The sequence below is a fragment of the Pantoea sp. X-Soil-TKNS-1211 genome (assembly GCF_059730495.1).
In genome coordinates, this window is the sequence record NZ_AP035953.1 from 3,692,913 (window position 1) to 3,719,605 (window position 26,693).

General features: G+C 52.8%; 23 protein-coding genes, 1 tRNA gene and 1 pseudogene. 7 read left to right on the plus strand and 18 right to left on the minus strand.

Features of this window, described 5'->3' with window-relative positions; all coding sequences use genetic code 11:
* Positions 1-5 precede the first annotated feature (5 nt).
* Positions 6-1,250 (plus strand): annotated as a pseudogene (locus tag AC6I8W_RS17375) (LVIVD repeat-containing protein).
* Between the two features lie 30 nt (positions 1,251-1,280).
* Here the strand turns inward: AC6I8W_RS17375 and yfiB are convergent.
* From yfiB to yfiR, 3 genes are read right to left on the minus strand one after another with little or no spacing between them, the layout of a single operon-like run.
* On the minus strand, positions 1,281-1,754 hold the full coding sequence (gene yfiB / locus AC6I8W_RS17380) for an outer membrane lipoprotein YfiB (RefSeq protein ID WP_497836012.1): 474 nt from the start codon (positions 1,752-1,754) through the stop codon (positions 1,281-1,283).
* Positions 1,751-2,965: a diguanylate cyclase DgcN/YfiN gene (gene dgcN, locus AC6I8W_RS17385; RefSeq protein WP_497836013.1), complete on the minus strand. Its 1,215-nt coding sequence runs from the start codon at positions 2,963-2,965 to the stop codon at positions 1,751-1,753. The genes yfiB and dgcN overlap by 4 nt, the downstream gene beginning before the upstream one ends.
* Position 2,966: 1 nt before the next feature.
* Complete coding sequence (gene yfiR, locus AC6I8W_RS17390) at positions 2,967-3,542, minus strand: regulatory sequestration protein YfiR (protein ID WP_497836014.1); 576 nt, start codon at positions 3,540-3,542, stop codon at positions 2,967-2,969.
* Between the two features lie 475 nt (positions 3,543-4,017).
* Between yfiR and AC6I8W_RS17395 the strand changes: the two genes are divergently transcribed.
* On the plus strand, positions 4,018-6,555 hold the full coding sequence (locus tag AC6I8W_RS17395) for a M60 family metallopeptidase (RefSeq protein ID WP_497836015.1): 2,538 nt from the start codon (positions 4,018-4,020) through the stop codon (positions 6,553-6,555).
* 144 nt (positions 6,556-6,699) lie between these two features.
* Here the strand turns inward: AC6I8W_RS17395 and AC6I8W_RS17400 are convergent, their stop codons facing one another.
* Together AC6I8W_RS17400 and AC6I8W_RS17405 are read right to left on the minus strand one after the other, a co-directional pair.
* Positions 6,700-8,250 (minus strand): lytic polysaccharide monooxygenase, encoded by a 1,551-nt coding sequence (locus AC6I8W_RS17400; protein WP_497836016.1) that lies wholly within the window; start codon positions 8,248-8,250, stop codon positions 6,700-6,702.
* Positions 8,251-8,449: 199 nt separating this feature from the next.
* Positions 8,450-8,525: transfer RNA gene (locus tag AC6I8W_RS17405), tRNA-Phe, on the minus strand.
* Positions 8,526-8,719: 194 nt separating this feature from the next.
* On the opposite strand from AC6I8W_RS17405, the gene AC6I8W_RS17410 reads away from it, so the two are divergent.
* The 5 genes from AC6I8W_RS17410 (at position 8,720) to AC6I8W_RS17430 (ending at position 13,021) form a co-directional block, all read left to right on the plus strand.
* Positions 8,720-10,042, plus strand: a complete 1,323-nt coding sequence (locus AC6I8W_RS17410; protein ID WP_497836017.1) for a methyl-accepting chemotaxis protein — start codon at positions 8,720-8,722, stop codon at positions 10,040-10,042.
* Positions 10,043-10,128: 86 nt separating this feature from the next.
* On the plus strand, positions 10,129-11,352 hold the full coding sequence (locus AC6I8W_RS17415) for a SpoIIE family protein phosphatase (RefSeq protein ID WP_497836018.1): 1,224 nt from the start codon (positions 10,129-10,131) through the stop codon (positions 11,350-11,352).
* A 16-nt stretch (positions 11,353-11,368) separates the two neighbouring features.
* Positions 11,369-11,920, plus strand: coding sequence for a SiaB family protein kinase (locus AC6I8W_RS17420; protein ID WP_497836019.1), 552 nt, complete (start codon positions 11,369-11,371; stop codon positions 11,918-11,920).
* Positions 11,921-11,927: 7 nt separating this feature from the next.
* On the plus strand, positions 11,928-12,314 hold the full coding sequence (locus tag AC6I8W_RS17425; RefSeq protein WP_497836020.1) for a DUF1987 domain-containing protein: 387 nt from the start codon (positions 11,928-11,930) through the stop codon (positions 12,312-12,314).
* Complete coding sequence (locus tag AC6I8W_RS17430) at positions 12,311-13,021, plus strand: GGDEF domain-containing protein (RefSeq protein WP_497836021.1); 711 nt, start codon at positions 12,311-12,313, stop codon at positions 13,019-13,021. The genes AC6I8W_RS17425 and AC6I8W_RS17430 overlap by 4 nt, the downstream gene beginning before the upstream one ends.
* Here AC6I8W_RS17430 and mrdA read toward each other — a convergent pair.
* The 13 genes from mrdA to AC6I8W_RS17495 form a co-directional block, all read right to left on the minus strand.
* Positions 13,018-14,910 (minus strand): penicillin-binding protein 2, encoded by a 1,893-nt coding sequence (gene mrdA, locus AC6I8W_RS17435; RefSeq protein ID WP_497836022.1) that lies wholly within the window; start codon positions 14,908-14,910, stop codon positions 13,018-13,020. The genes AC6I8W_RS17430 and mrdA overlap by 4 nt on opposite strands.
* Positions 14,911-15,059: 149 nt before the next feature.
* A complete protein-coding gene (gene deoD, locus AC6I8W_RS17440; protein WP_497836023.1) occupies positions 15,060-15,773 on the minus strand; it encodes a purine-nucleoside phosphorylase in 714 nt (237 codons plus the stop codon).
* A gap of 32 nt (positions 15,774-15,805) precedes the next feature.
* Positions 15,806-17,029, minus strand: a complete 1,224-nt coding sequence (gene deoB, locus AC6I8W_RS17445; RefSeq protein ID WP_497836024.1) for a phosphopentomutase — start codon at positions 17,027-17,029, stop codon at positions 15,806-15,808.
* 95 nt (positions 17,030-17,124) lie between these two features.
* Positions 17,125-18,447: a thymidine phosphorylase gene (gene deoA, locus AC6I8W_RS17450; RefSeq protein ID WP_497836025.1), complete on the minus strand. Its 1,323-nt coding sequence runs from the start codon at positions 18,445-18,447 to the stop codon at positions 17,125-17,127.
* Positions 18,448-18,500: 53 nt separating this feature from the next.
* Positions 18,501-19,280 (minus strand): deoxyribose-phosphate aldolase, encoded by a 780-nt coding sequence (gene deoC / locus AC6I8W_RS17455; protein ID WP_497836026.1) that lies wholly within the window; start codon positions 19,278-19,280, stop codon positions 18,501-18,503.
* Between the two features lie 270 nt (positions 19,281-19,550).
* The gene (locus AC6I8W_RS17460) at positions 19,551-20,327 is read right to left on the minus strand and encodes a TatD family hydrolase (protein ID WP_497836027.1); all 777 of its coding nucleotides are present in this window, start codon (positions 20,325-20,327) and stop codon (positions 19,551-19,553) included.
* Positions 20,324-21,376 carry a patatin-like phospholipase family protein gene (locus AC6I8W_RS17465; protein ID WP_497836028.1) on the minus strand — a complete coding sequence of 351 codons (1,053 nt, stop codon included), beginning with the start codon at positions 21,374-21,376 and terminating at the stop codon, positions 20,324-20,326. The genes AC6I8W_RS17460 and AC6I8W_RS17465 overlap by 4 nt, the downstream gene beginning before the upstream one ends.
* Before the next feature lie 142 nt (positions 21,377-21,518).
* Positions 21,519-21,680 carry a DUF1328 domain-containing protein gene (locus AC6I8W_RS17470; protein WP_013510475.1) on the minus strand — a complete coding sequence of 54 codons (162 nt, stop codon included), beginning with the start codon at positions 21,678-21,680 and terminating at the stop codon, positions 21,519-21,521.
* Between the two features lie 112 nt (positions 21,681-21,792).
* The gene (gene osmY / locus AC6I8W_RS17475; RefSeq protein ID WP_497836029.1) at positions 21,793-22,407 is read right to left on the minus strand and encodes a molecular chaperone OsmY; all 615 of its coding nucleotides are present in this window, start codon (positions 22,405-22,407) and stop codon (positions 21,793-21,795) included.
* A gap of 257 nt (positions 22,408-22,664) precedes the next feature.
* A complete protein-coding gene (gene prfC, locus AC6I8W_RS17480; protein WP_497836030.1) occupies positions 22,665-24,254 on the minus strand; it encodes a peptide chain release factor 3 in 1,590 nt (529 codons plus the stop codon).
* Between the two features lie 188 nt (positions 24,255-24,442).
* The gene (locus AC6I8W_RS17485; RefSeq protein ID WP_497836031.1) at positions 24,443-25,546 is read right to left on the minus strand and encodes a M20 peptidase aminoacylase family protein; all 1,104 of its coding nucleotides are present in this window, start codon (positions 25,544-25,546) and stop codon (positions 24,443-24,445) included.
* 10 nt (positions 25,547-25,556) lie between these two features.
* Positions 25,557-26,030, minus strand: coding sequence for a YjiG family protein (locus AC6I8W_RS17490; RefSeq protein ID WP_497836032.1), 474 nt, complete (start codon positions 26,028-26,030; stop codon positions 25,557-25,559).
* Positions 26,020-26,688, minus strand: coding sequence for a nucleoside recognition domain-containing protein (locus AC6I8W_RS17495; protein ID WP_497836033.1), 669 nt, complete (start codon positions 26,686-26,688; stop codon positions 26,020-26,022). Before AC6I8W_RS17495 ends, AC6I8W_RS17490 begins: the two co-directional genes overlap by 11 nt.
* Positions 26,689-26,693 lie beyond the last annotated feature (5 nt).

The following is a 26,693-nucleotide window of genomic DNA, read 5'->3' on the forward strand; positions in this document are numbered from 1 at the left end:
CCACCATGACAAGCTCGCTTCCTACCCCGGAATACAGCCGTAATATGCGGCTGATTGGTCACAGCGATCAGGGCGGACGCCCGGATGGCGTGCAGGTGATGGTGCATCGCGGCTTTGCTTACGTCGGCCATATGGTGTCACAGGGCTTTAGCGTAATTGACGTGCGTGATGCGCGTCAGCCCAAAACCGTCAATTATCTCGCGGCACCGCCTGGCACATGGAACGTGCATTTACAGGCCCATGACGATCTGCTGTTGGTGATCAACGCGCGCGATTTGTTTGCCGATGTACGTTTCGCGGATGAGAAGGTGTACTACACCCGCGCAGTCGGTCAGACCACGGCCGATATCTAGGAAAAAAGCTGGCAATCCGGGCTGCGGATTTTTGATATCTCTTCTCCGGCGCAGCCACGTGAAATCGCCTTTCTGTCACTCGACGGTATCGGCATCCATCGTATCTGGTATGTTGGCGGGCGCTGGGCCTATGTGTCCGCGCTGATTGAGGGTTTCAGTGATTATATTTTGCTGACCATTGATTTAGCCGATCCGCGACGCCCGACGGTAGCCGGACGCTGGTGGCTGCCGGGCATGCATACTGCTGGCGGTGAAACACCTGATTGGCCAGAGGGGAAACGCTATGCGCTGCACCACGCGATTATTAGCGGCAATACCGCCTATGGCTGCTGGCGTGATGGCGGGCTGACGCTGCTGGATGTCAGCGATCGCAGCGCACCGCAGTTAATCAGCCATCGCAACTGGAGTCCGCCGTTTGGCGGCGGCACTCATACTGCGTTGCCGCTACCTGCGCGTGACCTGCTGGTGGTGCTGGATGAGGCGGTGCTGGATAACCAGCAGGATGGTGAAAAGCTGATCTGGCTGTTTGATATCCGCGAGCCAGCCAATCCAGTGAGTATCGCCGCCTTCCCGCAGCCTGATGAACGTGATTATGTGGCTAAAGGCGCACATTTCGGCCCGCATAATTTGCATGAAAACCGCCCAGGCAGCTTTGTCAGCGACACGCTGATTTTCGCTACTTACCAGAATGCCGGGGTGCGCGCGTACGACATCTCCAATCCGTATCAACCCAAAGAAACTGGCGCGCTGGTGCCCGCAGCACCTGCACGGATGATGGATACCCGACCCGATCGCCCGCAGGTGATTCAAAGTTGTGATGTGTTTGTCGATGTGCAGGGGATTATCTACAGCACCGATTACAACGGTGGGCTATCGATTATTGAGTATTTGGGGTAGAAAATCTGTTCTGCGCGATAAGTCGCGCCGTTACGGCGCGGTAATCACCACCGCAACACGTCGGTTCTGTGCACGCCCCTGCGTGCTGTTGTTGCTGGTGACCGGAGATTTCTTCCCTAAGCCACGGGTGACGATATTACTGCGGGGCAGTGACGCCCCCTCTGCCCACTGCGCCGCCACCGCATTGGCCCGTTTCAGCGACAGCTGTTCGTTGTAACTGTCAGTGCCGTAATTATCGGTGTGGCCGTCAATACGCAAATGTTCAATACCGGTCGCGGCAAGATTGGTCGCCATGCGGTTAATGGTGGTTTTGCTTTGCGGCGTCAGTTCTGACTCATTAATTCCAAACAGAATTTTGTCAGACATGCCCAGTCCCCAGCCTTCCGCATTCGGGCTGAATCCCTCCTGACGCATGGCCGCAATCTGCTCGTCGGTAAAGGTTCGTTTCGACTGGCATCCAGCACAAGCAATGATGCATAAGAGAAGGAAAGCTTTAATTTTCATCCTGATACCTTTGTAATCCCTTTGTTTTTATACATGTGCATATCCGCACGCTCAAGAATGGAGGTCACCGAATCACCGTGCTGCGACCAGGCGTAGCCAATCGTCACTGACGTGCTGATATTGACGCCTGCGGAGATGACGATCTTTTGCGTGATGCTGGTTTCAATCCGCGCGGTGAGTTGCTGCAACTCTTCTTCACTGGTCATGCTGGTGATCAAAATAGCAAATTCATCACCGCCCAGACGCGCGACAAGGTCACTCTTCGTCACCAGTCCAGAGAGTCTGGCGGCGATGCTTTGCAACACTTCATCACCCGCAGCATGCCCCCAGGTGTCGTTAATGCTTTTAAAGCGGTCACCATCGAGAAATAACAGGACAAAATTTTCCTGCGCCAGTTGTTGATCCAGCAGTTGGTTAAGTTTGCTGATAAAGGCCGTGCGGTTTGCCAGCCCGGTCAGTGGATCTCGCAGCGCTTTAGCTGCCAGTGACTTATTATCCCGCAACAGCGAGGCCTTCAAGGTTTGCATCTCTGCCAACAACGAATTGAGGTCTTCGGAGAACACCTGAAACTCTTTAGTAGAGCTGCCGGAGATACGCGGGGAAAAATCTCCGGAACGAATCACATAATGGATGGTACTGGTGATATTTCTGAAGGAGGCGAGAATGCCACGATGTAACAGCTCGCTGACCAGAAACGAAACGATAAAGACGAATATCATGCTACAGGAGAGAATAATGACTGAATATTCAATAAAGTCAGCCACATTGGTCACTGTCCCTGACAGTGTCAGCTTACCCACGACGGCATCTTCATGGGTAACATTCACAGTTAACGGCTCGGCATAGATCCAGTGGCGGAGCGTGCGCTGAAATCGGCTGTCATCATTCGTATTATCCTGCCAGTCCACCAATACCGTTTGTTCTGACGAGGTAAGTTTTGCCGCAGAAAACATGCCCTGCGAACCGAGCAGCAGCACCTTTTTCTTCGCATCATAGCTGTCTTCAAACACAGTGGCCGCAGTCAGACTGGTACTGAGCGTAGTGGCAATCAGTTCAAGATTTCTTTTTTCATAACTTTTAATAAACAACATAGAAGTAGAAAAAAGTAATAACCAACACAGCAGCAAAATAACGGCAGCATTGATGGTACTGATTTTACGTAACTTATTTCGTATAGATGATTTTTCTGTTTTTATATTTTCGAATTTCATCTTACTGACTTCCTTTGCGAGACAGTAACAACACTTCTGGATTTACTTTCACGCCGCTTCTGGCCAGTGAGTCGAGATTGACGAAAAAAACCGGCCTATCTTTATGAAAAATAAGGCAAAAAGATGCACCAATGGTACACTCCGGGTTATTTTCCGCGATAGCCAGCACCGGTCTGCTGTTGATTTTTTCCAACAGATCAACCTGCTGCTGCGGAGATTCTTCGCCAAAATACACGGCATCACATTGCCGGGTTAACAGATCATTCTCGCTGGAGAGATAATCCACGCGATAAGCGGTGCCAACGGCAGTTGCGGGTAAAGAGAGATGCCGTGACGAGGGCAATACACAAAGCTGAGGCGGATGCAACAGACCTGGCCAATGAGTAAAACTGATAATGCCACTGACAATACGATTCGCTGCATCGTCTTGTGCAGCTACGGCACGTAAGGGCATTAAAATAAACAGTAAGATGCAGGGGAGGACGATAATAAACATCCTGGTGACGGTGATAACCGATATAAAGGCGTTTATTCCAATTCCACTCAGGATGCTGAGTTTTTCTTGTTTTTTTGGCATACATCCATCCCTGAAGGTTATGGGTAAAATTTTACCATCGTCGTCTAAATATGAATAGATCCCGACCATGAGCTCATGAGAAATAGCGCAGAATCCGGGCGAATTGTACCGGGTATTTCGATAAATACCTGGTCATTATTGGCCCTGACATTGATCATTACCTTTATATATAGCTGGCACTGATTAAATAGCTAACAAGCTATTTTATATGGGTTTTAATTATTAAATATAGATCCACTGTTAAACAAAAAGACACCAACAAGTACGGCTTCCCGCAATTTTATCGGATTTTTCTGTCCCATAAGCTAACACCTGATGAAACCTGGTATGGTTTTGGTGAGGCCGGTGTGGCGGCCAGGTGAGCCACATCTGAGTGCAAGCTGGAGTTTTCTTGATACCTCCTTCCGTCATCTGATTTCAAAGTATTGTTACAAAAAGAAAAATACAGGATTACATCTCAATGGAATGAAATATCGTGAAGTTAAATCAACTGGCTACGGGTATAGCCCTGGCACTTTCCCCGCTGCTGCTTACAGGTAATGCAAGCGCCAGCAGTTCTCCGTGGTGGGAAGAATTTAGCAGTAATACCGGGTTTATTGAGGCATTACCTCATATTGGCACCAGCCTGGAAGAGCTGCGTCAGGATACGGAGCAAGGACTACGTGATTCGGTCGACAGCCGCACGCCTTTGTTCTGGCTAAAACGAACAATGGAGATGTATCCCCCCGGATACCCGGACCGTTACAATATGCCGGTTGCCCATCATGAAACCAGAGATTGGGTTAACGCGCCTTATGCAACAATGGGCCGTGGCATTTTCTTTTTTACCCGCACATTTGGCGAAGCCGGACAAACGGTGACTGTCAGCGTTGGCAATATTCCTGCCGAAGCAAAGTGCTACGCGGCAACAGGGCGTGAGTTTGCTGATAAAGATGCAATGTATCTGGATCAACAACAATTAACTGCGCAAAGTGATAACACCTACACGTTCAAAAAATCTGGAGTGTTATTATTAGGTTGTGGTGATCCTGATAAACAACAACCCGGAGAGTTTGTTCCCTTCAAAATCAGCGGGGGCAGCAACAGTCATTTGTTTATATTGGGACAAAATAGCCAAAAAGACTGGGCTGGCAGTAAAACTATCGCCGATAATTTTGGCTTTGCACTATTGTATGATGGGCATGCAAATACGGTGGTGCCCGCCAGAATTACGCAACACACCGACGAAGTGATCGGCAAAGTATTAGGGGATAATCTTCGCGTCGCAGCATTATATGAAAAAATCAATGGGATGGATGGTTCGGATTATCTGTTTACCTCCCCAATGGGTTCGATGTTCACGAATTACGACAAATGCTGTTTCGCGGATTATCGTAACGGTTACATCGGTGTCGGGTTTCATGCCAACAGTATGAATGATAAGAATGGTGATAATTGGGGTGTCTGGCACGAAATAGGCCATGAGTATGAGCCGATTAAAGAAGCCTTTAGCACCTTCTCTGAAATTCAAGTTAACCGTTATTCCATTGAAGCCTGCCAGATGTTTATGGGTCGCGAAGTCCCACTGAATAAATGCCATGTTGATATTTCGCCTGAAGAAGGTAATTGGGATAAACAGGCAGTGGCTAACTTTATTACCTCAGGTATGCACTACCCTGACTACAGCACCATTAATAACTTATGGAAACAGCTTGACTTCTTTTCGCGTCTGCGTTTTTCCTACGGTGAAGATTTCTTCCCGAAAGTGAATCAGACGCGTTTAAAAACTATTCAGCAAGCACCCGGTAATACCATTGCAGAAAAGACCGATTACGTGATTGGTTCAAAACAAAAGGTCATCGACTTTAGTGTGGTGGCCTACAGCCAGACCGCCGGGCAGGATTTGCGTCAGTACTTCACGCAATGGGGGCTGAATTTTAGCGCACAGGCTGGAGAGAGAGTCGCTGAACTGAAGCTGCCGCAACCCGGTACAGACCAGGGGGAACAGCAGACACCGCAGATGAGTCTGAGTCGCGATAACATTATCGCCGTCGCGACGTATAACAATGGTTACGGTTATCAAGTCACAGCCAGCAGCGATCAGAATGATGTTAGCTATCAATGGAGGCGTCTTGATGGCAATGCGCGTATCTATACCAAAACTAGCAACACCGCGACCGTAGAAGTGGTGGTTCCCCAGAATGTCGCCAACGTCACGACTCGTTTTGAAGTCACTGCTACCGGTAAGTACGGAGAAGATAAAAAGATTCTGACCGTTTCCGTCGTTGCACCGAAGGTAGAAATTACGGGTCCGGTAAATATGGATTCCGCTGCCCCGGTTCAGTTACAGGCGCAGGCCAACTTTGAACAGGCCAGATATAATTGGTCACTGTTAAAAGGCAATCAGCTTGTTACCGCAGGAATTGACCAACATGGGCAGGTTAAACCGGGTCTTGAGGCGGGCAACTATACCGTCAAAGTCGTAGCGAACAGCGCTGCGGGAGCACGTACCGCTACCCAAACCCAATCCCTGAGCGTTACCGCCTCGTTGCAAAATAATGACCAGGCGTTTATTGCTGCCGCGAAACTGAAAATGAATGCCAGCGACAGAGGAGAAATAATGACCTTCAGTGGCGGTGTTGCTGCTGACGTCTCAGCAACCAGCAATCCAACTTATCGCTGGACACTGCCCGTTGGTGCCATCGGCGGCACTAACGGTTGGGCTAACCAGAGTTTCTCAGTCACCAAAACCTCTCAGCCACAAAAGCTGAAAGTTAAAGTTACCGTTACCGCGGGAAAACATAGCCGTGATTTGGAGCAGGATATCACTGTTCCAGCCGCTGTGACCGGAGGTCATGACTATCCTGACTGGGTTTATGGTTTCCAGTATGCGAAAGGTGACGTGGTGAAACATAACGGTAAACTTTTTGAGTGTACCGTTGCCGGTTGGTGCAGCCAGACAGGCCAGTGGTCACAACTGCATTATGAACCAGGTAAAGGCATCAACTGGACTCAGGCGTGGAAAGCCCATTAATCACACCTGATAATTAGCAATAAATAAAACGAGCTGCCCCAGAGATGAGGCGGCTCGTTTTGTATTGAGCTTCCCTCCAGAGGGGCAACTTCATGACGGCAAAAAAAAGCAACCCCGGAGGGTTGCTTTAGGTGATAAATCAATTTATTTGCACTGGTTACCTGAAGCGTTAACCGGCTGCCAGGTTATGCCCCATTGCCCCAGTGGGCCTGGTTCATCACCGGCATTCGCCCACCATTGGTTTTGCCAGATTTGACCTTTATGCGAAACCTTGGTGCATTTCTGCGAATAGTTGGTGGCTTTCCAGGCTGGAATGGTCTCTCCGCCAGCGCTGGCAGCGTTAACCGTGACGGTAATATCCTTTGAAGCCTTACCGTAGTCATTGGTGACTGTCAGACGGTAGGTCGCCGTGCCGCTGGTTCCACCTTTCACCCACGCACGAACAGTATGTAAATCCTCACCTTCGAGTGGTGTCGCATAATACGTCGGCGTCCCCGCTTTTTTCTGTAACTGGAAAGTGTTGTCGCCTGCAATGATCTCCCAGCGATAATGGCTGGCATAGAGCGATTGGGAGGCATCCATTGTGTAGCCTGCATTTTGTTGCTGCTGATCAACGGTGATATGCTCCGATTTCAGTTGAATAACGGGCGGTAATTTCTCTGTCTCACCACCACCGTTGCCAGGCACTTCGGTATTATTATTCTCAATCACAACAGCAGTACCGTATTTGTTGCCATTTTTACTAAAGACATCATAGTGGGTTTTGCCAGCTGGCAGCGTGATATCGTTATTTACCAGCGTACCGATGCGTACCAGATTGGTGTCAGCATTGACCGTATTTGCCAGTTGATACAACCACTGTGCTTTACCCATATTGGTTGCAACGGTGATGGTTTTTTCATAGGCAACAGTACCGTTGCGCGTATGGTCGAATAAACGGAAAGTCGCTTTTGCACCCGTACTCAGATTTTCATTGGCGTTAATACCGTCAGGATTGACTGTTTCCCAACCAGAACCGGGGTTGGCATTTTGATCGTTGTTAATCACCACATCGGCACAGTTGGTAAACACTTCATTAGTACCGTGTTGTGCAGATACCGGCCATACCGCCCAGATCAAATGACGCCCGGACTGGTTAGAAGGTAATTTGCAATGACTGAACGTGCGTGCCCCGGATCGACCACCATCATCAGGTGGTAATTCACCATCTTCACGACACAGCAATTCTAAATCATTGACCGTAAGGGTTTTGGCGGGGTCGTAATTTTGTTTAGTAATATAAAAGGCGATATGGTCTGTACCATGATAAGCGGTATAATTATATTTCAGATCAATTTCACCATTATGGGCAGTGATAGCAGTCACCGGCCAGTCACCGTTTTTGACCAGAACGTTAATTCCATGATTAGCCGCGTTATTACTATAATTGGTACTACAAATCTGCCCCTGCGGGGTGGCATTCAGATAATCACGCCCACCTTTTCCTGTATGACCACCTTGTTCATTAATACCCGGATTCCCTTCACTTTGATAGGCCTTACAACCTTCAGTTGCCGCCCCCTGATCTCTACACATCAGGTGACGTGATTTTGGTTCGGAAATATTTCCATGTGCCTGAGATAATGATGGTGCCAGTAATGCTGCGGGAAAAAGCAGTGACAGCGAGGTTGCCAATAATGTTTTGCGGAATTCCATTTGTTCATCCAGAAAATGAGGTTGGTTAAATCAAAGGGAATTATTTTAGGGAAAGATAAACGAAGCCGATTTAGGGAAGGTTTATGATGATATCAGAATGTGATAAATAATGCTGAGAAATGGCTGATCTGCTGGTGTAGCTACGGTGTTCTGCCCCCCAAAAGCAAAAACCCAGCCATTGGCTGGGTTTTCTGAATTTTGGTGCCCGAACCCGGAATCGAACCAGGGACACGGGGATTTTCAATCCCCTGCTCTACCGACTGAGCTATTCGGGCAACGGGGCGCATTAAACCCTAACCAAGCCGCACCGTCAAACGCTTTTCGGTGAAAATCGACTGACTGCCGTCTTTTGCAGCAACCAATGGACTGAATGGTAAAAAACTCTCTCCAGCCACGCTTTTTCCGGTGAATTTTTAATCACCCCTGCCGATAACCGAACTGATACCATACCAATAAAATAAGGTTCACCATGTTTACCACCATCACATCAGGAATTCTGTCACGCCTTGCGTGGCAGCGGCGCAGCCATCGTACAGCCACGCTTAACGCGTTGCATGATGCTATCGCTATGATTGAGTTCACACCGGAAGGACGCATCCTGACGGCCAATGAGCTGTTTCTCACTTGCATGGGATATACATTGGCGGAGATCGTCGGCCAGCATCACAGCCTGTTCTGTACGGCTGATCTCATCCAGTCACCACAATATGGCGATTTCTGGCGACGACTGAATCGCGGCGAAGCTTTTAGCGATAAATTTCTGCGTGTGGCAAAAAACAGCCGCCCGATCTGGCTGGAAGCCAATTATGTGCCGGTGCAGGATCGTAGCGGTCGGGTGATCAAAATCATCAAGCTGGCGACAGATATCACCGGACATATTGTCGATGCCCAGGAGCAACGCGCCATGACCGCCGCCATTGAACGTTCGATGGCGGTCATTGCCTTTAACCTGAAAGGTGAGGTGCTACAAGCCAACGCCAATTTCCTCAACACCATGCATTATGATGCCGACGAAATCGTTGGTCGCCATCACAGCCAATTCTGCACTGCCGAGTTGCGTAATAGCCCGGAATACCAGCAGTTCTGGCAAAAACTCAATCGTGGCGAGTTTATCTCCGGCCAGTTTCAGCGCCAGAACAAACAAGGTGGCATCGTCTGGCTACGCGCCACCTATAACCCGGTATTTAGCGAAAGCGGCGAGCTGTATAAAGTGGTGAAATTCGCCACCGATGTCACCGCGCAGGTGGAGAAGAACCAGCAAGAACGTAAAGCGGCACAGCAGGCGTATCAAACCGCCCAGCAAACCACAGAAAACACCCGGCTGGGTGCCACGGTCATTGAGAACAGCGTGCGAACCATGCATGACCTCGCCAGCGATCTACAAGGTATTTCCGGCGATATCAATAACCTGAGCAATTCTTCCGATCGTATCGGCGCTATCGTGGATAACATTCGTAGCATCGCGAATCAAACCAATCTGCTGGCACTCAACGCCGCGATTGAAGCCGCGCGTGCCGGTGAACATGGCCGCAGTTTCGCTGTGGTTGCCAACGAGGTACGAACACTGGCGGCCAACATTAATCGCGCCACCAGCGAAATTGAAAGCAAAGTCCAACAGAACCACCTGCTGGCTGAGAAGGCGCTGAAAGGTATTGAATCCAATCTGAAACGTGCCGATCAGGGCGTGGTGCTGGCACAGCAGGCCGGTGGCGTGATGACTGAAATCCGTGACAGCGCCGACGATGTCGTGCGCGCTATTAGCCACGTTTCCGAGACATTAAAAGGCGAGTAATCCCTCGCCACGGCACCGCTGACATAAAACTGTCATCGCGGTGTCGTACCCTCGGATTATTCTTAATATCATGCCAGATCTCCGCTATGCAGTTGCCCGACTTACGCGCAGGGCTTGCCGCCCTGTCGAGCCGTTACCGCGCACGTTCGCTCTGCATCGCGGTGCCCTTTGTCACACCCGCCAGCGATAACCTCGCCGTCATGGCGTTGTTTACCGAACACAAAGATTTGATTGGTCTTCCGGTAGTCGAAGAGGGCAAACCCTTCGGCATGATTAACCGTCACATCTTCCTGTCGCAAATGGCACGCCCGTTCTTTCGCGAGCTGTATGACCGTAAAAGCTGCATCGCCTTTATGGATAAGCATCCGCTGGTGATCGATGCCGACACGCCGCTCGACCATGTCGCGCAGCAGGTGGTCGCCAGCGGTGACAAATCCGTGACTGACGGTTTTATCCTCACCGAGGCAGGTCACTACATGGGCATTGGCCTCGGTATCGACCTGATTCGTACCGTCTCCGATTTGCAGGCGCAGCAGCATCAACAGATTTTACAAAGCATCGATTATGCCCGTGTGATTCAGGACGCGATGCTGGAGCGCTCAAGCCAACAAATGGCGTTGCAGTTACATGACTGGTGCCTGCACTGGCAACCGCGCGACGGCGTAGGCGGCGACTACTATGCCTTTCATCAGGATGAACAAGGCTGGCTGGCATTGATTGCCGATTGCACCGGCCACGGTATTCCGGGAGCCTTTATGACGGTGATTGTGCAGTCCGCGCTGGAGAATGCACTGCAACAAAATCGGCGTTCCCCGTCGGAGCTGTTGCAGGCATTGAATCGTCATATCAAACAGACCCTCGGGCAGCTTAGTGCGTCACAACAAACCTCGCACTCCAACGACGGTTGCGATGCCATCGCGCTGCGGCTGGATACCCGGCAGCATCAGCTGAGTTGGGCCAGCGCACGCCTGCATGCCTTACTGCAACCCGCCGCTGGTGCCGCCGAAGCGCTGACCGCCGATCGTACCGGCGTGGGTTATACCGATACACCACTGGATTATGTCTGGCAACAGCACCAACGCCCCCTTAACCAGGGCGATATGTTGTTGGTGATGACCGATGGTGTCACCGATCAGCCCGGCGGCGATCGACAGATTATGTTTGGTAAGAAACGTATTCAGGCGCTGGTCAGTCGCTATCAGACCCTACCGATGAGCGAACTTTCCCGGGCGTTTCAACAAGATTTTCTCCACTGGCAAGGCAACCAGCCGCGACGCGATGACGTCACCTGGTTTGGCTTCCGTTATTAACTGAGCCGTAAACATCATGAATCACGAGTCGCACGCCAGTGTCGTACTGCCCGAACAGGTGGCACTGCACTACACCGGCTTTTTTTCGCCACAGAACATCACGGCGATGGGTGAGGTGATCAAGGTTTTTCTCGAAAATCAGCAGGCACCGGTGAAGGTGCGCCGCCGCCTGTTTTCCAGCTTCGTCGAGATTGTGCAAAACATCCTGCGTTACTCGCAGGACAACCGCGCCTTGAGCCACGAAGAACAGGAATTCCGGTTTGGTACCGTGTGTTTGCGTATCGACGGAAATAACTACGTACTGGAGAGCAGCAACCTGGTTGATCAGGCGGCATGTGACCAGTTGCGTTACTGGCTCGATATGCTGCGCACCATGAGCAATGAAGAGATTAAACAGGCATATCGTGTTGGCCTGCGCAGCGAAAGCCCTGTCACCAGCAAAGGGGCGAATATTGGCTTATTAACGCTGGCGCGGGATGTCAGCGAACCGCTGGAGTATGAACTGCGCCCGCTGGAAACCAGCGACTTCGCAACGTTTTGGCTGAAAGCCACCATCCACCAGGATTGATTTTGTTATGCAAAACCTCGTTATCGCCGCGACCGACAGCACCCCCGATGTAGACTTCAATTTTGCCGATCACCTTTTCTCCCTGCGTGGTGAATCCTGGCCGGAGAATGCCGCAGCGTTTTATCGCCCACTGCTGGATACGCTGGAAGGCTGGGCACCAGCAGACCAACGTCCGCTGACAGTCAATATCGCCCTGCGCTACTTCAACAGCTCCAGCACCAAGATGCTGTTCAGCCTGTTTGATTTGTTTAATCAGCGAGCGCAGGCGGGACTGACGGTGGAACTGAACTGGTTTTATGATGAAGAGGACGATGTCTCGGAAGAATTTGGTCAGGAGCTGGCGCTGGACTTCACCGATATCCAGGTGAAGCTGCGGGCGGAAATGACCTCATGATCGATCTCAATGAGCTGTTCCGTGAAGAGAGCGAGGTACTGCATCGCTCACAGGACGTGGCAGCACAATCCTCCCTGAGCGCCGAGGATTATCGCGATGCGTTGCTCAGGCTGAATCGCCACTACCAACGGTTGATGCGTGAAACCTATCGTCTGATTTCGCGCAGCGACCGCGCCGAGCGCGAGCTAAACCGCGTCAATGAACAGCTCAACCAACTGGCGCAGGAACTGGAATATAAGGCCACGCACGATCCGCTGACCGCCGTCTGGAACCGCAGCGCTATTATTCAACGTATTACGCTCACCCTGGCGCATGGTCCGGCCGCGTTGATCATTCTCGATATCGATCACTTCAAGAAGATCAACGATGAGTTCGGCCATCCGATGGGCGACAAAGTGATTTGCGACCTGGTTGCGCGCGTGCAGGCGCACTGCCCACCAGAAGCCAACATCGGTCGTATCGGTGGCGAAGAGTTTACCGTGCTACTGCCCCATTTCCGCCTGTCCGACGCGGTGATCGTCGCCGGAGCGATTCACGCTTCACTTAACGCCTCGCCGCTGGCGGTGCTGCCGGGCCAGTTAGTGACCGCCAGTCTCGGCGTGAGCCATGGCAAACCCGGCTCTGACTTCGAAACCCTCTACAACAACGCCGACGCCGCCTTGTACGATGCGAAGAATCATGGCCGAAACCGGATATTTTTTCGTTAACGAGCCGCAGGCGCGTTGGCGATATTGGCTGTCTCCAGCGGCACGGCTGGCGGTGGCAGGAAGATATGGTCGAGGATGTTACGCATCACTGGCGCAGCGGTAATCCCTTCATTTCCCCCGTTTTCCAGAATCAGCGCCACCGCCACTTTGGGATCGTTGAACGGCGCAAAGGCGGTGTAGAAGATATGGTCACGCAGGCGCGTCGGGATCATCTTCGCGTTATAGACCTGGTTCTGCCGCAGGCTAAACACCTGTGATGTCCCACTTTTTGCCGCAATGCCATAAGGGGCGGTGTGGAAATATTTATAACCGGTGCCGTTTGGCGCATTCGCCATACCAAACATCGCATGACGCACCAGCGACCAGTAAGGTGATTTTGGGTCACCAATTTGCGGTTGCGGATCTTTTGGCGCATAAGGTTGCTGGACCGTACCAAGCTGCACCTTCCCCAACAGATGCGGATTAATCACCCGGCCATTGTTAATCAACGCCACTAACGCTTTTACCATCTGAATCGGCGTGGCAATCCAATAGCCCTGTCCAATGCCTACCGATACCGTATCGCCCTGATACCAGCCACGCTTATGTACCTTCTGCTTCCATTCACGGCTCGGCAACAGACCAGCGTACTCTTCGTTAAGATCGATACCGGTCGGTCTACCGTAACCAAACTGGCTGAGCATATGATGGATGCGGTCAATACCCATCATAAATGCCACCTGATAAAAGAAGGTGTCAGCCGATTCCTCGATCGCGCGCGTGACATCCAGCATGCCGTGGCCACTTTTTTTCCAGTCGCGATACTTACGATCGGTACCCGGCAGCGTCCAGGTTGGTGCACCGAAGAAGGTGGTTTGCGGGGTGATGACGCCGGTCAACAACGCCGACATCGCCATATAGGGTTTCACCGTCGATGCAGGCGGATAAAGCCCCTGCGTTACACGGTTGATCAGCGGCAGGTTCTTATCCTGCAACAAGGTCTTATACGCCTGATAACTGATGCCTTTCACAAACGGATTCGGGTCATAACTGGGGCTGGAGACCATCGCCAGCACACTGCCATCATGCGGATCTTCAATCAGCGCAGCAGCGCGCTGCCCCACCAGCTGGCTCTCAACATACTGTTGCAGATGCAGATCGAGGGTGAGATAGATATTTTTCCCGGCCACGGGAGGCACTTCTTTCAACACCCGGACGATACGACCATGGTTATCCACCTCGACTTCCTGATAACCGGTTTTGCCATGCAGAATTGATTCGTAATAACCTTCAATCCCCTGCTTACCGATGTTGTGGTCAGCAGCGTAGTTCTCACCCACACCCTCTTCGTTCAGGCGTTTGTAGTCGTTATCGTTGATTTTCGACACGTAGCCGACCACGTGCGCCAGGTCGGCACCGTAGGGATATTGGCGATCCTGGTAGGTATCGATACTTACGCCGGTGAAGCGGAACTGGTTTACCGCGAAACGCGCCACCTGCTCGTCAGTCAGTTCTTCTTTCAACACCACCGGTTTGTAGCGACTGTTTTGCTTGAGATTTTTCCAGAAAGTATCGATCTCTTCCGGCGTTAAATCGATAATCGGTGTCAGCGCCGCAATGGTCGCCTTCATATCATCGATTTTGTAAGGGGTCAGCAGGATGTCGTACCAGGTGACATTGCGCACCAGCGGAATGCCGTTGCGATCGTAAATCAGCCCTCGCGTCGGCGCGATGGGGATCATTTTGATGTCGTTTTCGTTGGAGCGCGTCGCGTAATAGCTGTGCTCATCCACCTGTAAATGGTAGAGGTTAACGCCGAGGATAGTGAAACAGATCACCACCAACGCAAAGGCCACGATTGCGCGGCGAACAAACAGTTTCTCTTCGGCTTCGAAATTACGAAAATTCATCGGGGGGCTTTATCTCATCGTTAGCCCGCTAATGATAGGGCGTTCTCGCCTCAGAGCCAGCAAGAAGATGCACAAGCCTGGGTAAAAGTGTGACAGATGGTTTCCGTAACGGCGCGATTCATTTAGCGCGCCGTTACGATGTGTGCGGGTTAATCCCCCAGCAGCACCGACTCCAGCGCGATCTTAATCATATCGTTGAAGGTGGTCTGACGTTCCGCTGCGGTGGTCTGCTCGTGGGTACGGATATGGTCCGACACGGTACAGATCGCCAGCGCTTTGGCACCAAATTCTGCTGCCACGCCGTAAATACCCGCTGCTTCCATCTCCACACCAAGGATGCCGTACTTTTCCATCACGTCGAACATCTGCGGGTCTGGCGTGTAGAACAGGTCAGCGGAGAAGATGTTGCCTACGCGCGCATCGACGCCCAGCGTTTTCGCCGCATCAACGGCGTTGCGCACCATATCGAAATCAGCGATCGCAGCGAAATCATGATCTTTGAAGCGCATACGGTTCACTTTGGAATCGGTACTGGCACCCATACCAATCACGATATCGCGCAGTTTCACATCGGCACGCACCGCGCCGCAGGAGCCCACACGGATAATCTTCTTCACACCAAACTCAGTGATCAGCTCTTTAGCGTAGATCGAGCAGGATGGAATCCCCATACCGTGACCCATCACCGAAATTTTGCGACCTTTATAGGTTCCGGTGTAGCCCAGCATGCCGCGTACGTTGTTCACTTCAACCGCATTTTCGAGGAAGGTTTCTGCAATGTGCTTCGCACGCAGCGGATCGCCCGGCATCAGAACCACGTCCGCGAAATCACCCATTTCTGCATTAATATGAGGCGTTGCCATCGTTATTTTCCTTATTAAAATTGGTCGCTGTTTTACAGCATGCTTTTGCCGTAGTCCATGCTGGACAGGCCAAAATAGTGCGCGATTGTCTGGCCGATATCGGCAAAGGTATCCCGATAGCCGAGGGAGCCGGGTTTAACTTTCGGCCCATAGATCAGCACCGGAATATGCTCACGCGTATGTTCAGTACCTTCCCAACTGGGATCACAGCCGTGGTCGGCGGTGAGGATCAGAATATCATCCTCTTTCACCAGTTCCATCAGCTCCGGCAGGCGACGGTCAAACAGTTCCAGGCCGCCAGCATAACCTGCGATATCACGACGATGACCCCAGGTTGAGTCGAAATCGACGAAGTTAGTGAACACAATCGACTGATCCGGTGCTTTCTTCATCTGCGCAATAGTGGCGTCGAACAACTCATCCAGACCGGTGGCTTTCACTTTTTGCGTGATGCCCTGCTGAGCATAGATATCCGCGATTTTACCAACGGAAATCACTTCACCGCCCTTCTCATCGACCAGCTTTTTCAGCATGGTCGGTGAGGGGGGTTCGACCGCGAGATCGTGACGGTTGCCGGTACGCTGGAAGTGACCGGCCTTGTCGCCAACAAACGGACGGGCAATCACACGGCCAATGTTGTAGCCGCCTTCGGTCAGTTCTTCACGGGCGATTTCACACAGCTCATACAAACGCTCAAGCCCAAAAGTCTCTTCGTGACAGGCGATCTGGAACACCGAATCTGCCGAGGTGTAGAAAATCGGCTTACCGGTTTTCATGTGCTCCTCGCCGAGTTGATCGAGAATCACCGTCCCGGACGAGTGGCAGTTGCCAAGGTAGCCCGGCAGATCAGCGCGTTGCACCAGTTTATCCAGCAGTTCCTGTGGGAAGCTGTTCTCTTTGTCGCTGAAGTAACCCCAGTCGAACAGCACCGGCACACCGGCGATTTCCCAGTGGCCTGACGGCGTATCTTTACCGGAGGAGAGTTCACTGGCATAGGCATATGCGCCGATAATTTCCGCACGCGGATCCAGCCCTGGCGGGAAGCGCCCGGTGGAAAGTTCAGCGGCTTTACCCAGTCCCAGCGCGGTGAGGTTTGGCAAGTGCAGCGGCCCTTCGCGGCCTTCATTGGCGCGGCCTGCAAAGCACGCTTCGGCGATATGGCCGAGCGTATCCGATCCTTCATCGCCGAACTTAGCGGCGTCTTTGCTGGAGCCGATCCCGAAGGAGTCGAGCACCATAATAAAAGCACGTTTCATGCAAGTCTCCTGCGCAACTGCGCGATGACAAGTCAAAAAAAAGCGATCAGATCAGTATACCTGAATGCCTTCTACCTGGCACGCAGCGGCGGCAACTATTCGCTGACGCGGCGATAAACCACCGGTGTCTCCGGCGGGGCACTATCGCTTAAGGTGATGGCCGCTTTGACCGCAGCGGCGGCCTGCTGCCACTGCGCTTCGGTTGCGGCGTGAATGATCGCCAGCGGGCGCTGTGCATCCGCCGTTGCCCCGAGGGTAATCATCTCGCTCAGACCGACACTGTAATCAATGGTATCGCTGGCGCGTTGACGACCACCGCCCAGTGCCACCACCGCCATGCCGAGTGCGCGGGTATCCATCGCACTGATGATACCCGGCTGGTCGGCATACACCGCTTTGCTCAGCATCGCGGCGGGCAGATAGTGGTCCATACGCTCGACAAAATCTGCCGGGCCTTTTTGCGCCGCAACCATGCGGCCAAACACCTCTGCGGCCTGGCCATTGTCCAGCACCCGTTGCAGTTGCTGCCGTGCCTCGGCATCATTTGCCGCCAGCTTGCCGGATATCAACATTTCACTGCACAGCGCCAGCGTCACTTCCAGCAGACGTGGATTACGCGCTTCGCCAGTCAGGAATTGCACCGCTTCCCGCACTTCCAGTGCGTTGCCAGCGCTGGAGGCCAGTACCTGATTCATATCGGTCAGCAGCGCGGTGGTTTTGCAGCCTGCGCCATTGGCAACGCCCACAATCGCCTGCGCCAGGTTTTCTGAGGCTTCGAAGGTCGGCATAAAGGCACCGCTGCCCACTTTGACATCCATCACCAACGCATCCAGCCCCTCTGCCAGCTTTTTCGCCAGGATCGAGGCAGTGATCAGCGGGATCGAATCAACAGTGGCGGTGATATCGCGCGTGGCGTAAAAACGTTTGTCAGCCGGTGCCAGCGAGTTGGTCTGGCCGATGATCGCCACACCATTTTCTTTGATGATCTCGCGGAAACGATCGTCACTCGGGAAGATGTCAAAACCGGGGATCGCTTCCAGCTTATCCAACGTGCCACCGGTGTGACCAAGACCACGACCGGAGATCATCGGCACGTAACCACCGCAAGCGGCGATCATCGGGCCAAGCATCAGCGACGTGACATCGCCTACGCCACCGGTCGAGTGTTTATCGACAATTGGCCCGTTAAGGTTCAGCGCCTGCCAGTTCAGCACCGTGCCGGAATCGCGCATCGCCATCGTCAGCGCCACGCGTTCGGCCAGCGACATATCATGGAACCAGATGGTCATCGCCAGCGCGGCGATTTGTCCCTCTGATACGCTGTTATCACGCACCCCGTTGATAAAGAAACGGATCTCCGCTTCGCTCAACTCTCGACCATCGCGTTTTTTGCGAATAATTTCTTGTGGCAGGAACAAGGTTGCCTCCCCGGCTGATAATCGCGCGAAAAATCGCGCCGCTACGAAAACAATTAATACCCAGCTTTGCTTGCGGTGGTGGCATGGCCCAACGTATTGAGCAAACTCGCCAACAGGCTGGAAGCACCAAAGCGGAAATGGCGCGCATCCGCCCAACCCGCACCGAGGATATCGTCAGCCAGTTGCAGATAATGGGCCGCGTCTTCAGCACTGCGCACGCCGCCTGCCGGTTTAAAGCCTACCTGCTGCTGCACGCCTTTATCACGGATCACACTCAGCATGATGGCGGCGGTTTCCGGCGTAGCGTTGACCGGCACCTTACCGGTGGAGGTTTTGATAAAGTCAGCACCGGCATCGATGGCGATCTCGGAGGCTGTACGGATCAACGCGGGATCTTTCAGCTCACCGCTTTCAATGATCACTTTCAACAGCACGCCCGCTTCCGCGCAGGCGTCTTTACAGGCTTTCACCAGATCAAAACCGATCTGACGGTTGCCCGCCATAAGCGCACGATATGGGAACACCACGTCCACTTCATCAGTGCCGTAAGCGATCGCAGCGCGGGTTTCTGCCAGAGCGATATCCAGATCATCGTTGCCATGCGGGAAGTTGGTTACAGTGGCGATACGGATTTCCGGTGTGCCCTGCTCACGCAGCACTTTGCGTGCCACCGGGATAAAGCGCGGATAAATACAGATAGCGGCAGTGTTACCAGCGGGCGATTTGGCCTGGCGGCACAGTGCGATCACTTTTTCGTCGGTATCGTCATCGTTCAGCGTGGTCAAATCCATCAGTTGCAGTGCGCGCTGCGCGGCTGCGGTGAAATCAGTCATGGTGCTCTCCAAAAAAGTCAGCCTGACGGATTGCGCCCGCCAGAGAATGTGAGAATTATAACAACGTAAGTGATGAAATATTCGATCCCTCATCACATGAAAAAAGTAATCTGTGTAAATAATACATTAATTTAGTGATTTTTATCACAAAAAGTCGCAGAAATGCCCGAGAATATCGATGTGACTATTATCACATGAATTGGGAAAATTGTGCCTTTACCGCCCTGTAAATGTAGTCAATTCAGAGCAGCGTGCAGGGATCAGACCGGCTCAGTTGGAGAGATTGAACACGCGCAGGCTGTTTTGCCATAGCGCATCGGCGATGACAGCCGGTGATTCGTGGCGTAGCTGGCACAGCACATCAAATACCAGACGCGCACGCTCCGGACGGTTGGGTTCGCCCTGATAACCGTTCAACGGCATATCGGGCGCATCGGTTTCCAGTAGCAGGGAGTCCAGCGGCAACGCCGCGATGGTGTTACGGGTTTTACTGGCGCGTTCATAAGTAATGGTGCCACCGACGCCGATGGCATAACCGAGCTGGATAAAACGCTGTGCCTGTTGCAGGCTACCGGCAAAACCGTGCACCACACCACGCCGCGGCAGATCGTGACGACGCAAATACAACGCCAGTTGATCGTGGGTACGGCGTGAATGCAGGATCACCGGCAGATCGTAGCGTTTGGCCAGTTTCAACTGCCCATCCAGCAGCCGGGTTTGTTTGTCGAACTGAGGATCGTCCATATAAAGATCGAGACCGATCTCCCCCAGCGCCACGCGTTTGGCATCCGGGACGTGGAGATATTCCGCCAGTTGATCGAGGTGCACATCCTGATGTACGGCAATCTGGATCGGATGCAGCCCCAGCGCGGCATACAATGCCGCATGTTGTTGTGCCAGCTGACTGACCAGCGCAAAGCGGCTGGCATCAACACTCGGTACAATAATCCGCTCGACCCCTGCCTGCGCAGCGCGCGCAATGCTCGCTTCCGCCGTATCAATAAAGGGCGGGAAGTCAAAATGACAGTGGGTATCGATAAATCTCATGCCAGCGAACCTGCATCATAATCAGCATCGTTACCGGCCACGTCTGGGGTATTGACCTCACGGTTATCCGGCGCATTCGCCACCGCAGCAGGCGGCGTGACGACAGTATGCCGCACAAATGGCTCGGCATCACTCAACCACTGACCGAGCGTGGCGAGAAAATAGCGTCCACAGCGCCGCCCCAGATGGTAATCCTGATTCAGCGAGGCGATCCGACTCCCCAGCGCATTACTGGCTAACGGTTTGGGCGGGAAGATTTCAATGACACGCAGATCACCGGGTGGCAGATCAATAAATTGCTGAATGTCGTGATAACTCTCTTCATGCTGATGCAGGATGTTGATCATCGGCTGCAAAGCGCTGTCGCTGAGCCAGCGCTCCATCCGCTTGATCCACTTCGGCGTATATGACACCTGTGAAGGTACGGTGCGGATCACCACAACGGTATCGGCCCCTCGTCGGGCTGCTTCACGCACCGGAATTGCATCGCTGATACCGCCGTCAAGATAGCTGATACCTTCCATCTCCACTCCACTGCGGTAGAACCCCGGAATCGCGCTGGAGGCTCTGATGATATCGAGCCAGGTATTACGGGTCGGGCTGAAGTAATGCGCGCTGTAATCATCGCTGCGGCAGGCGCACATATAAAACTCGCTGCCTTTAGCAAACAACCCTTCCGCCGTACTCATCGCCAGTGGCAGCTCCTGGCTGGTGATATCCACCAGCCAGTCAAGATCAATCAGATTGCCGCCACGCACAAAACGCAGCGGATCAAAGAACAGTTTGCTGGTGGTATAACGTGTGATCACCCGGCGCGCATAACCCGGTTGAGCACAGACAAATGCCGAGAGATTTTGCGCCCCTGCGGAGGTGCCAAGCATCAGATCAAAAGGATTGAAGCCTGCGCGCTGAAACTCATCCAGCACGCCAGCAGTAAAGATACCCCGCTGGCCGCCGCCTTCGCACACCAGGGCAATTTTGTTTGATTTAAAGGGGGTGAGCGCTAAGGGTTCGATGGTTCCCAGCGTCACAGGGATGCGTATACCCAAGATATGTCCCTCAGCGGTTCTTTCTCTGAGGGTGCTAAAGCGCAGAATCGCCACCGCTCGCAACCCGGAGAACCAGTCATTATTATGCCCTGACTGGTCTCCGCTTCAGGCTACTGCCGGGTGAGCGAACTATGACACAAAGTCAGGGTCGTTTACGCCCGGTAAACAGGCTGATGAGGAACAGAATAATACCGACAATAAAGACGATTTTAGCTGCCCATGCTGCCGTACCCGCCAGACCGCCAAAACCTAATGCCGCAGCAATCAATGCGATCACCAGAAAGATAATACCCCAACGAAACATAAGCCTCTCCTTTTACCATCGTGAAAATAGAACTGCTTAGTTCATCCCAGTTTGGGTGTGCAGAAAGATGTTGTTACGCTGCGGCGGATACCCATGGCCGCAGCGCCCAAGGTTAAGATTTGACCGTCAGGTCATTCTTGACACTTTTCACGCCTTCAATGGCTTTCGCAATCTGCTCAGCGCGATCTGACTGCGCCTGATTCGCAACCGTACCGGACAACTGCACCACACCATCGGTGGTTTCCACCTTCACGTTGCGTGATGGCACGATGTCATCCGCTAAAAGTTTAGCTTTGATTTCACTGGTGGTTGCCGCATCCCCGGCATAACCTTTCAGCGACGTAGTTTTGCTGTCTTTCACGTGCAGTTTGTCACTGACGGATTTCACCCCTTCAACTTTTTGCACCACGGCTACGGCTTTTTCCGCCTGGTCCTGCGAGGTGACAAAACCGCTCAACGTCACCACGCCTTGATGCGTTTTCACTGAGATATCCGTGCTTTTTATCGCTTCATCATCCACCAACGCGGCTTTCGCTTTGGCGGTGATGCCGCTGTCATCCATATACCCACCGACTTTTTTCATAGAACTATCGATTTTCGACCCTGCACTGTCGGCGGTTGCCTGCGCTTTTTGCGTCAGGGATTCGTCGGCCAGCGCTGCGCCACTCAGCAGGGCCGAGCCAGCCAGAGCAACAATCAGGGTTTTGGCAATCTTAGTCTTAATCATCGATATCATCCTTCTATCAGTTAACTCATCCGCAACCGCGAATGCGCCAGCAACAAACGGCGTTGCTGCGATAATGGACGTAATGAAACAGGAGTTTCTTTTCTCGTCCGACAGAATGATCATAGACGGGGCTGAGGGTTTTGCCGCTTTTTGTGGTTGATATCTCGCCAAAAAGCGAAAAATATAGCGTTTTTAGGATGAGTCTGGAAGGGAAAAACAGGGCCAGCGGAAACCACCGGCCCTGAGAAAAACGGCGATTAATGCTCGCGCGTTTTGCGGAAAATCACATCAGGATAACGTTCCTGGGTGATGTTGAGATTGACCATGGTCGGGGCGATGTAAGTGAGGTTATCACCGCCATCCAGCGCGAGGTTTAGCTCGCTTTTGCGTTGAAACTCATCGAATTTCTTCACGTCAGCACATTCAACCCAACGCGCGGTTGCCACGTTGACCGATTCGTAAATCGCCTCAACGTTGTATTCGCTTTTCAGGCGCGCGACCACCACGTCAAACTGCAGCACACCCACCGCACCGACGATCAAATCGTTGTTATGCACCGGACGAAATACCTGCACCGCGCCCTCTTCCGACAGCTGCACCAATCCTTTCAGCAGTTGTTTCTGCTTCAGCGGATCGCGCAGGCGGATACGACGGAACAGTTCCGGGGCGAAGTTCGGGATACCGGTGAACTTCATGTTCTCGCCCTGGGTGAAGGTGTCGCCAATCTGGATGGTGCCGTGGTTGTGCAGACCGATGATATCGCCCGGATAAGCTTCTTCCACGTGCGAGCGGTCACCCGCCATAAAGGTCAGAGCATCGGAGATCACCACATCTTTGCCGATACGCACCTGACGCAGCTTCATGCCTTTTTCATACTTACCGGACACCACACGCATAAAGGCCACGCGGTCACGGTGTTTCGGGTCCATGTTGGCCTGAATCTTAAACACAAAGCCGCTGAATTTTTCTTCTTTGGCTTCCACGGTACGGGTGTCGCTCTGACGCGGCATCGGTGCCGGTGCCCAGGAAACAAGGCCATCCAGCATATGGTCAACGCCAAAGTTACCCAGCGCGGTGCCGAAAAACACCGGGGTGATTTCGCCGCTCAGGAATAACTCTTCATCAAATTCGTTGGATGCGCCTTGCACCAGCTCCAGCTCATCACGCAGCTGCTGCGCCAGATCTTCACCGACAGCTTTGTCGAGGTCCGGGTTGTTCAGCCCTTTAACGATACGCACTTCCTGAATGGTGTGCCCCTGGCCAGTCTGGTACAGGTAGGTTTCATCGTTATAGAGGTGATACACGCCTTTAAACAGCTTGCCGCAGCCGATCGGCCAGGTGATAGGCGCACAAGCGATCTTCAGCTCGTTTTCGACTTCATCCAGCAGCTCCATCGGATCGCGGATATCACGGTCAAGTTTGTTCATAAAGGTGATGATCGGCGTGTCACGCAGACGGGTCACCTCCATCAGCTTACGGGTACGATCTTCAACACCTTTGGCAGCATCGATCACCATCAGGCAGCAGTCCACCGCCGTCAGGGTGCGGTAGGTATCTTCTGAGAAGTCTTCGTGCCCAGGGGTGTCCAGCAGGTTCACCAGGCTGTTGCGATAGGGGAACTGCATCACCGAGGTGGTGATGGAGATACCACGCTGTTTCTCCATCTCCATCCAGTCGGATTTGGCGTGCTGGTTTGATCCACGGCCTTTTACCGTACCGGCGGTCTGGATCGCCTGTCCGAACAGCAGAACTTTCTCGGTGATGGTGGTTTTACCGGCGTCCGGGTGCGAAATGATCGCAAAGGTACGGCGGCGCGCCACCTCTTGTAAAAAGGGAGCATTAGACATGAGTGAAATCTTCTTAAAAGGCAACGCACGAGCCGGGCGCTGCAAACAAAATCAGGTGACCGGGACAGAGCCAGCGGTTATTCAGGCGGCATAGCATACAATATTTCGGCGGGGTGGGGAAATTGACAACACACAGCATAGTATTCGTCGCGGCGCGATTTATCGCGCCGCGACGGAGGAAGCTCAGATTATCCCAAGACCCTCGTCACGGCGGCTTTGAAGATCTTCACCCCAATTTCCAGCGAACTCAGTTCAAAACGCATCTCCGGGTGATGCAGGCCCGGCACCAGATTGGTGCCCAATCCCCAGAACCCGGCTTTCACCGTCGGGCATTTTACCGGGTAATAGAAGAAATCTTCACTACCGGGCGTGGTTTTCGCTCCCAGCAGTCCCTCTTCGCCCAGCACGTCGACAATCGCTGCACGGATCACCGCTGTAGCTTCCTCATGGATCTCTGCCGCAGGCATCTCCTTCAGCACCACCACCTCGGCAGTCGCCCCCAGCGCCGCGACGCTATTAATTACCGCCTGTGTTACCTTGTGTTTGAGGATATCCATTGGTTCGTTTTCCTGCGAACGCAGATCCCACACCACGCGGGCTTCATCCGGCACCGAGTTGGTCACACCGGCATCACAGAGAAAACGTGTCGCTTTGACGCTCCAGTTCAGCCCCGGCGACAGGTGAATGCTATTCACGGCCTGCACAGCCTGCACTGCCGCATCCAGTGCATTGACGCCAAGATGCGGTCGAGCCGCATGGGCCGGTACGCCTTTAATGGTGGCTTCCAGCGTGCTACAGGCGGAATAGATCACCGCAGGCGTCGCTTGTCCCACATGACACTCCTCCAGCGGACGCACATGGAAACCGAGGATCATCTCGACATCATCCATCGCCCCGCCTTCGATCATCGACAGCGCCCCTGCCCCCAGTTCTTCGGCGGGCTGGAACAACAGCTTAAGACGACCTTTTTTGATTGCCCCCTCTTTCAGCAGCTCCTGCGCCGCCGTCAGCACCACCGAGGAGTGACCATCATGGCCACAGGTATGCCGCGCACAAGGAACGCCATCAATCACATGTCCCAACGCATCCATATCCGCACGCAATGCCAGCACCGGGCCGGGCACACCACTGTCAATTTCCGCTACAATCCCGGTGGTGTTGTTAATATCGCGGGTTACCTTTATCCCCGCCTGTTCCAGCTGGTCGGCGATATAGGCCGAGGTTTTAAACTCCTGAAAACCCAGTTCCGGGATTTCATGCAGAAAATGATAATGATCTAAGACGTTGGACACCGGTTAGCTCCTAAACAAAAAAACGCATCACAAGCATGGCGATCACCGCATTGATGATGCTGGTCAGCATCAGCAGCGGCCAGTATTTTTTCGGCACATCGGCAACACCCAGCAGGCGGCCCATATACTGTAGCTGCGCCCCCATCAGGAAAATGGCCGGGGCAAGGATCGAGATATCCGTGCCGCTCAGGAGACCTTTGGTCAGCAGGCTGACCGCCACCCCCACACCCGCCGATGACGATAACCAGGCCGTAAGCAGCACGGTAATGGCTTCACCCGGCAGGCCAAACAGCCCCATGACCGGCGCGAAGACATGTCCGAGAAATTGCATGATGCCGAGTAAATTCAGTACTTCCGCCAGCACATAAGCCATCACCACATTCGGCATCAGGTTATGGATAGCAATATGGAAGCCTTTACGCGCGCCAACGATAAAAATATCGAACGGGTTGTTATTCACCCTGGTCTGAGCATTATTTGACATCAGCAAAATCCTTTTTATAAACACTATTTAACATGAAACGGACAAAAGCCGCACCGACGAATTTGAGAACAAACATTAATACCAACGGAATAATGATCGGCACCGTCATCGAGGCAAACAGCGCTGAGCCGATGGCAAAATAGTTATTGATTAAACCCGCACCGGAATATTGCCAGGCAGACATAACCACCACATCTTTTTTGCTGACTTGTTGCTGGTCATACATCTCTTTGGTTAATGCGGCACCCGCATCGGTACTTTGCAGATCGGTAATTAACGCCAGGCCACAGCGCCCCGGCAAGCCCATCAATGGTTTTAGCAACGGCGTTAGCAGGGTGTGAGCGGCACGAATCGCGCCGTAATGGGTAAAGATTTCCAACACGCCCAGCGCCAGCATCACCGTCGGAGCCAACGACAGCGCGAACAGAAAGCCCGCTTTGGCACTCAAGCCGCCGGAACCGAGGAAGGTATTAGCCGACTCCTTCATGGTGCCGAAACTCCCCCCCAGCGTGGTGAAATCAAACGCTCCCAGCCAACTAAAGCCCTCTACCTTATAAAATAAGCCGGAGAAAAAGAGAATGGCCAATATCAGCGCGACGTAACTACCAATACTTGCCGTCACCCGTTCCGGTACGGCGATGTTTTTTTCTTCAGACATAGAAC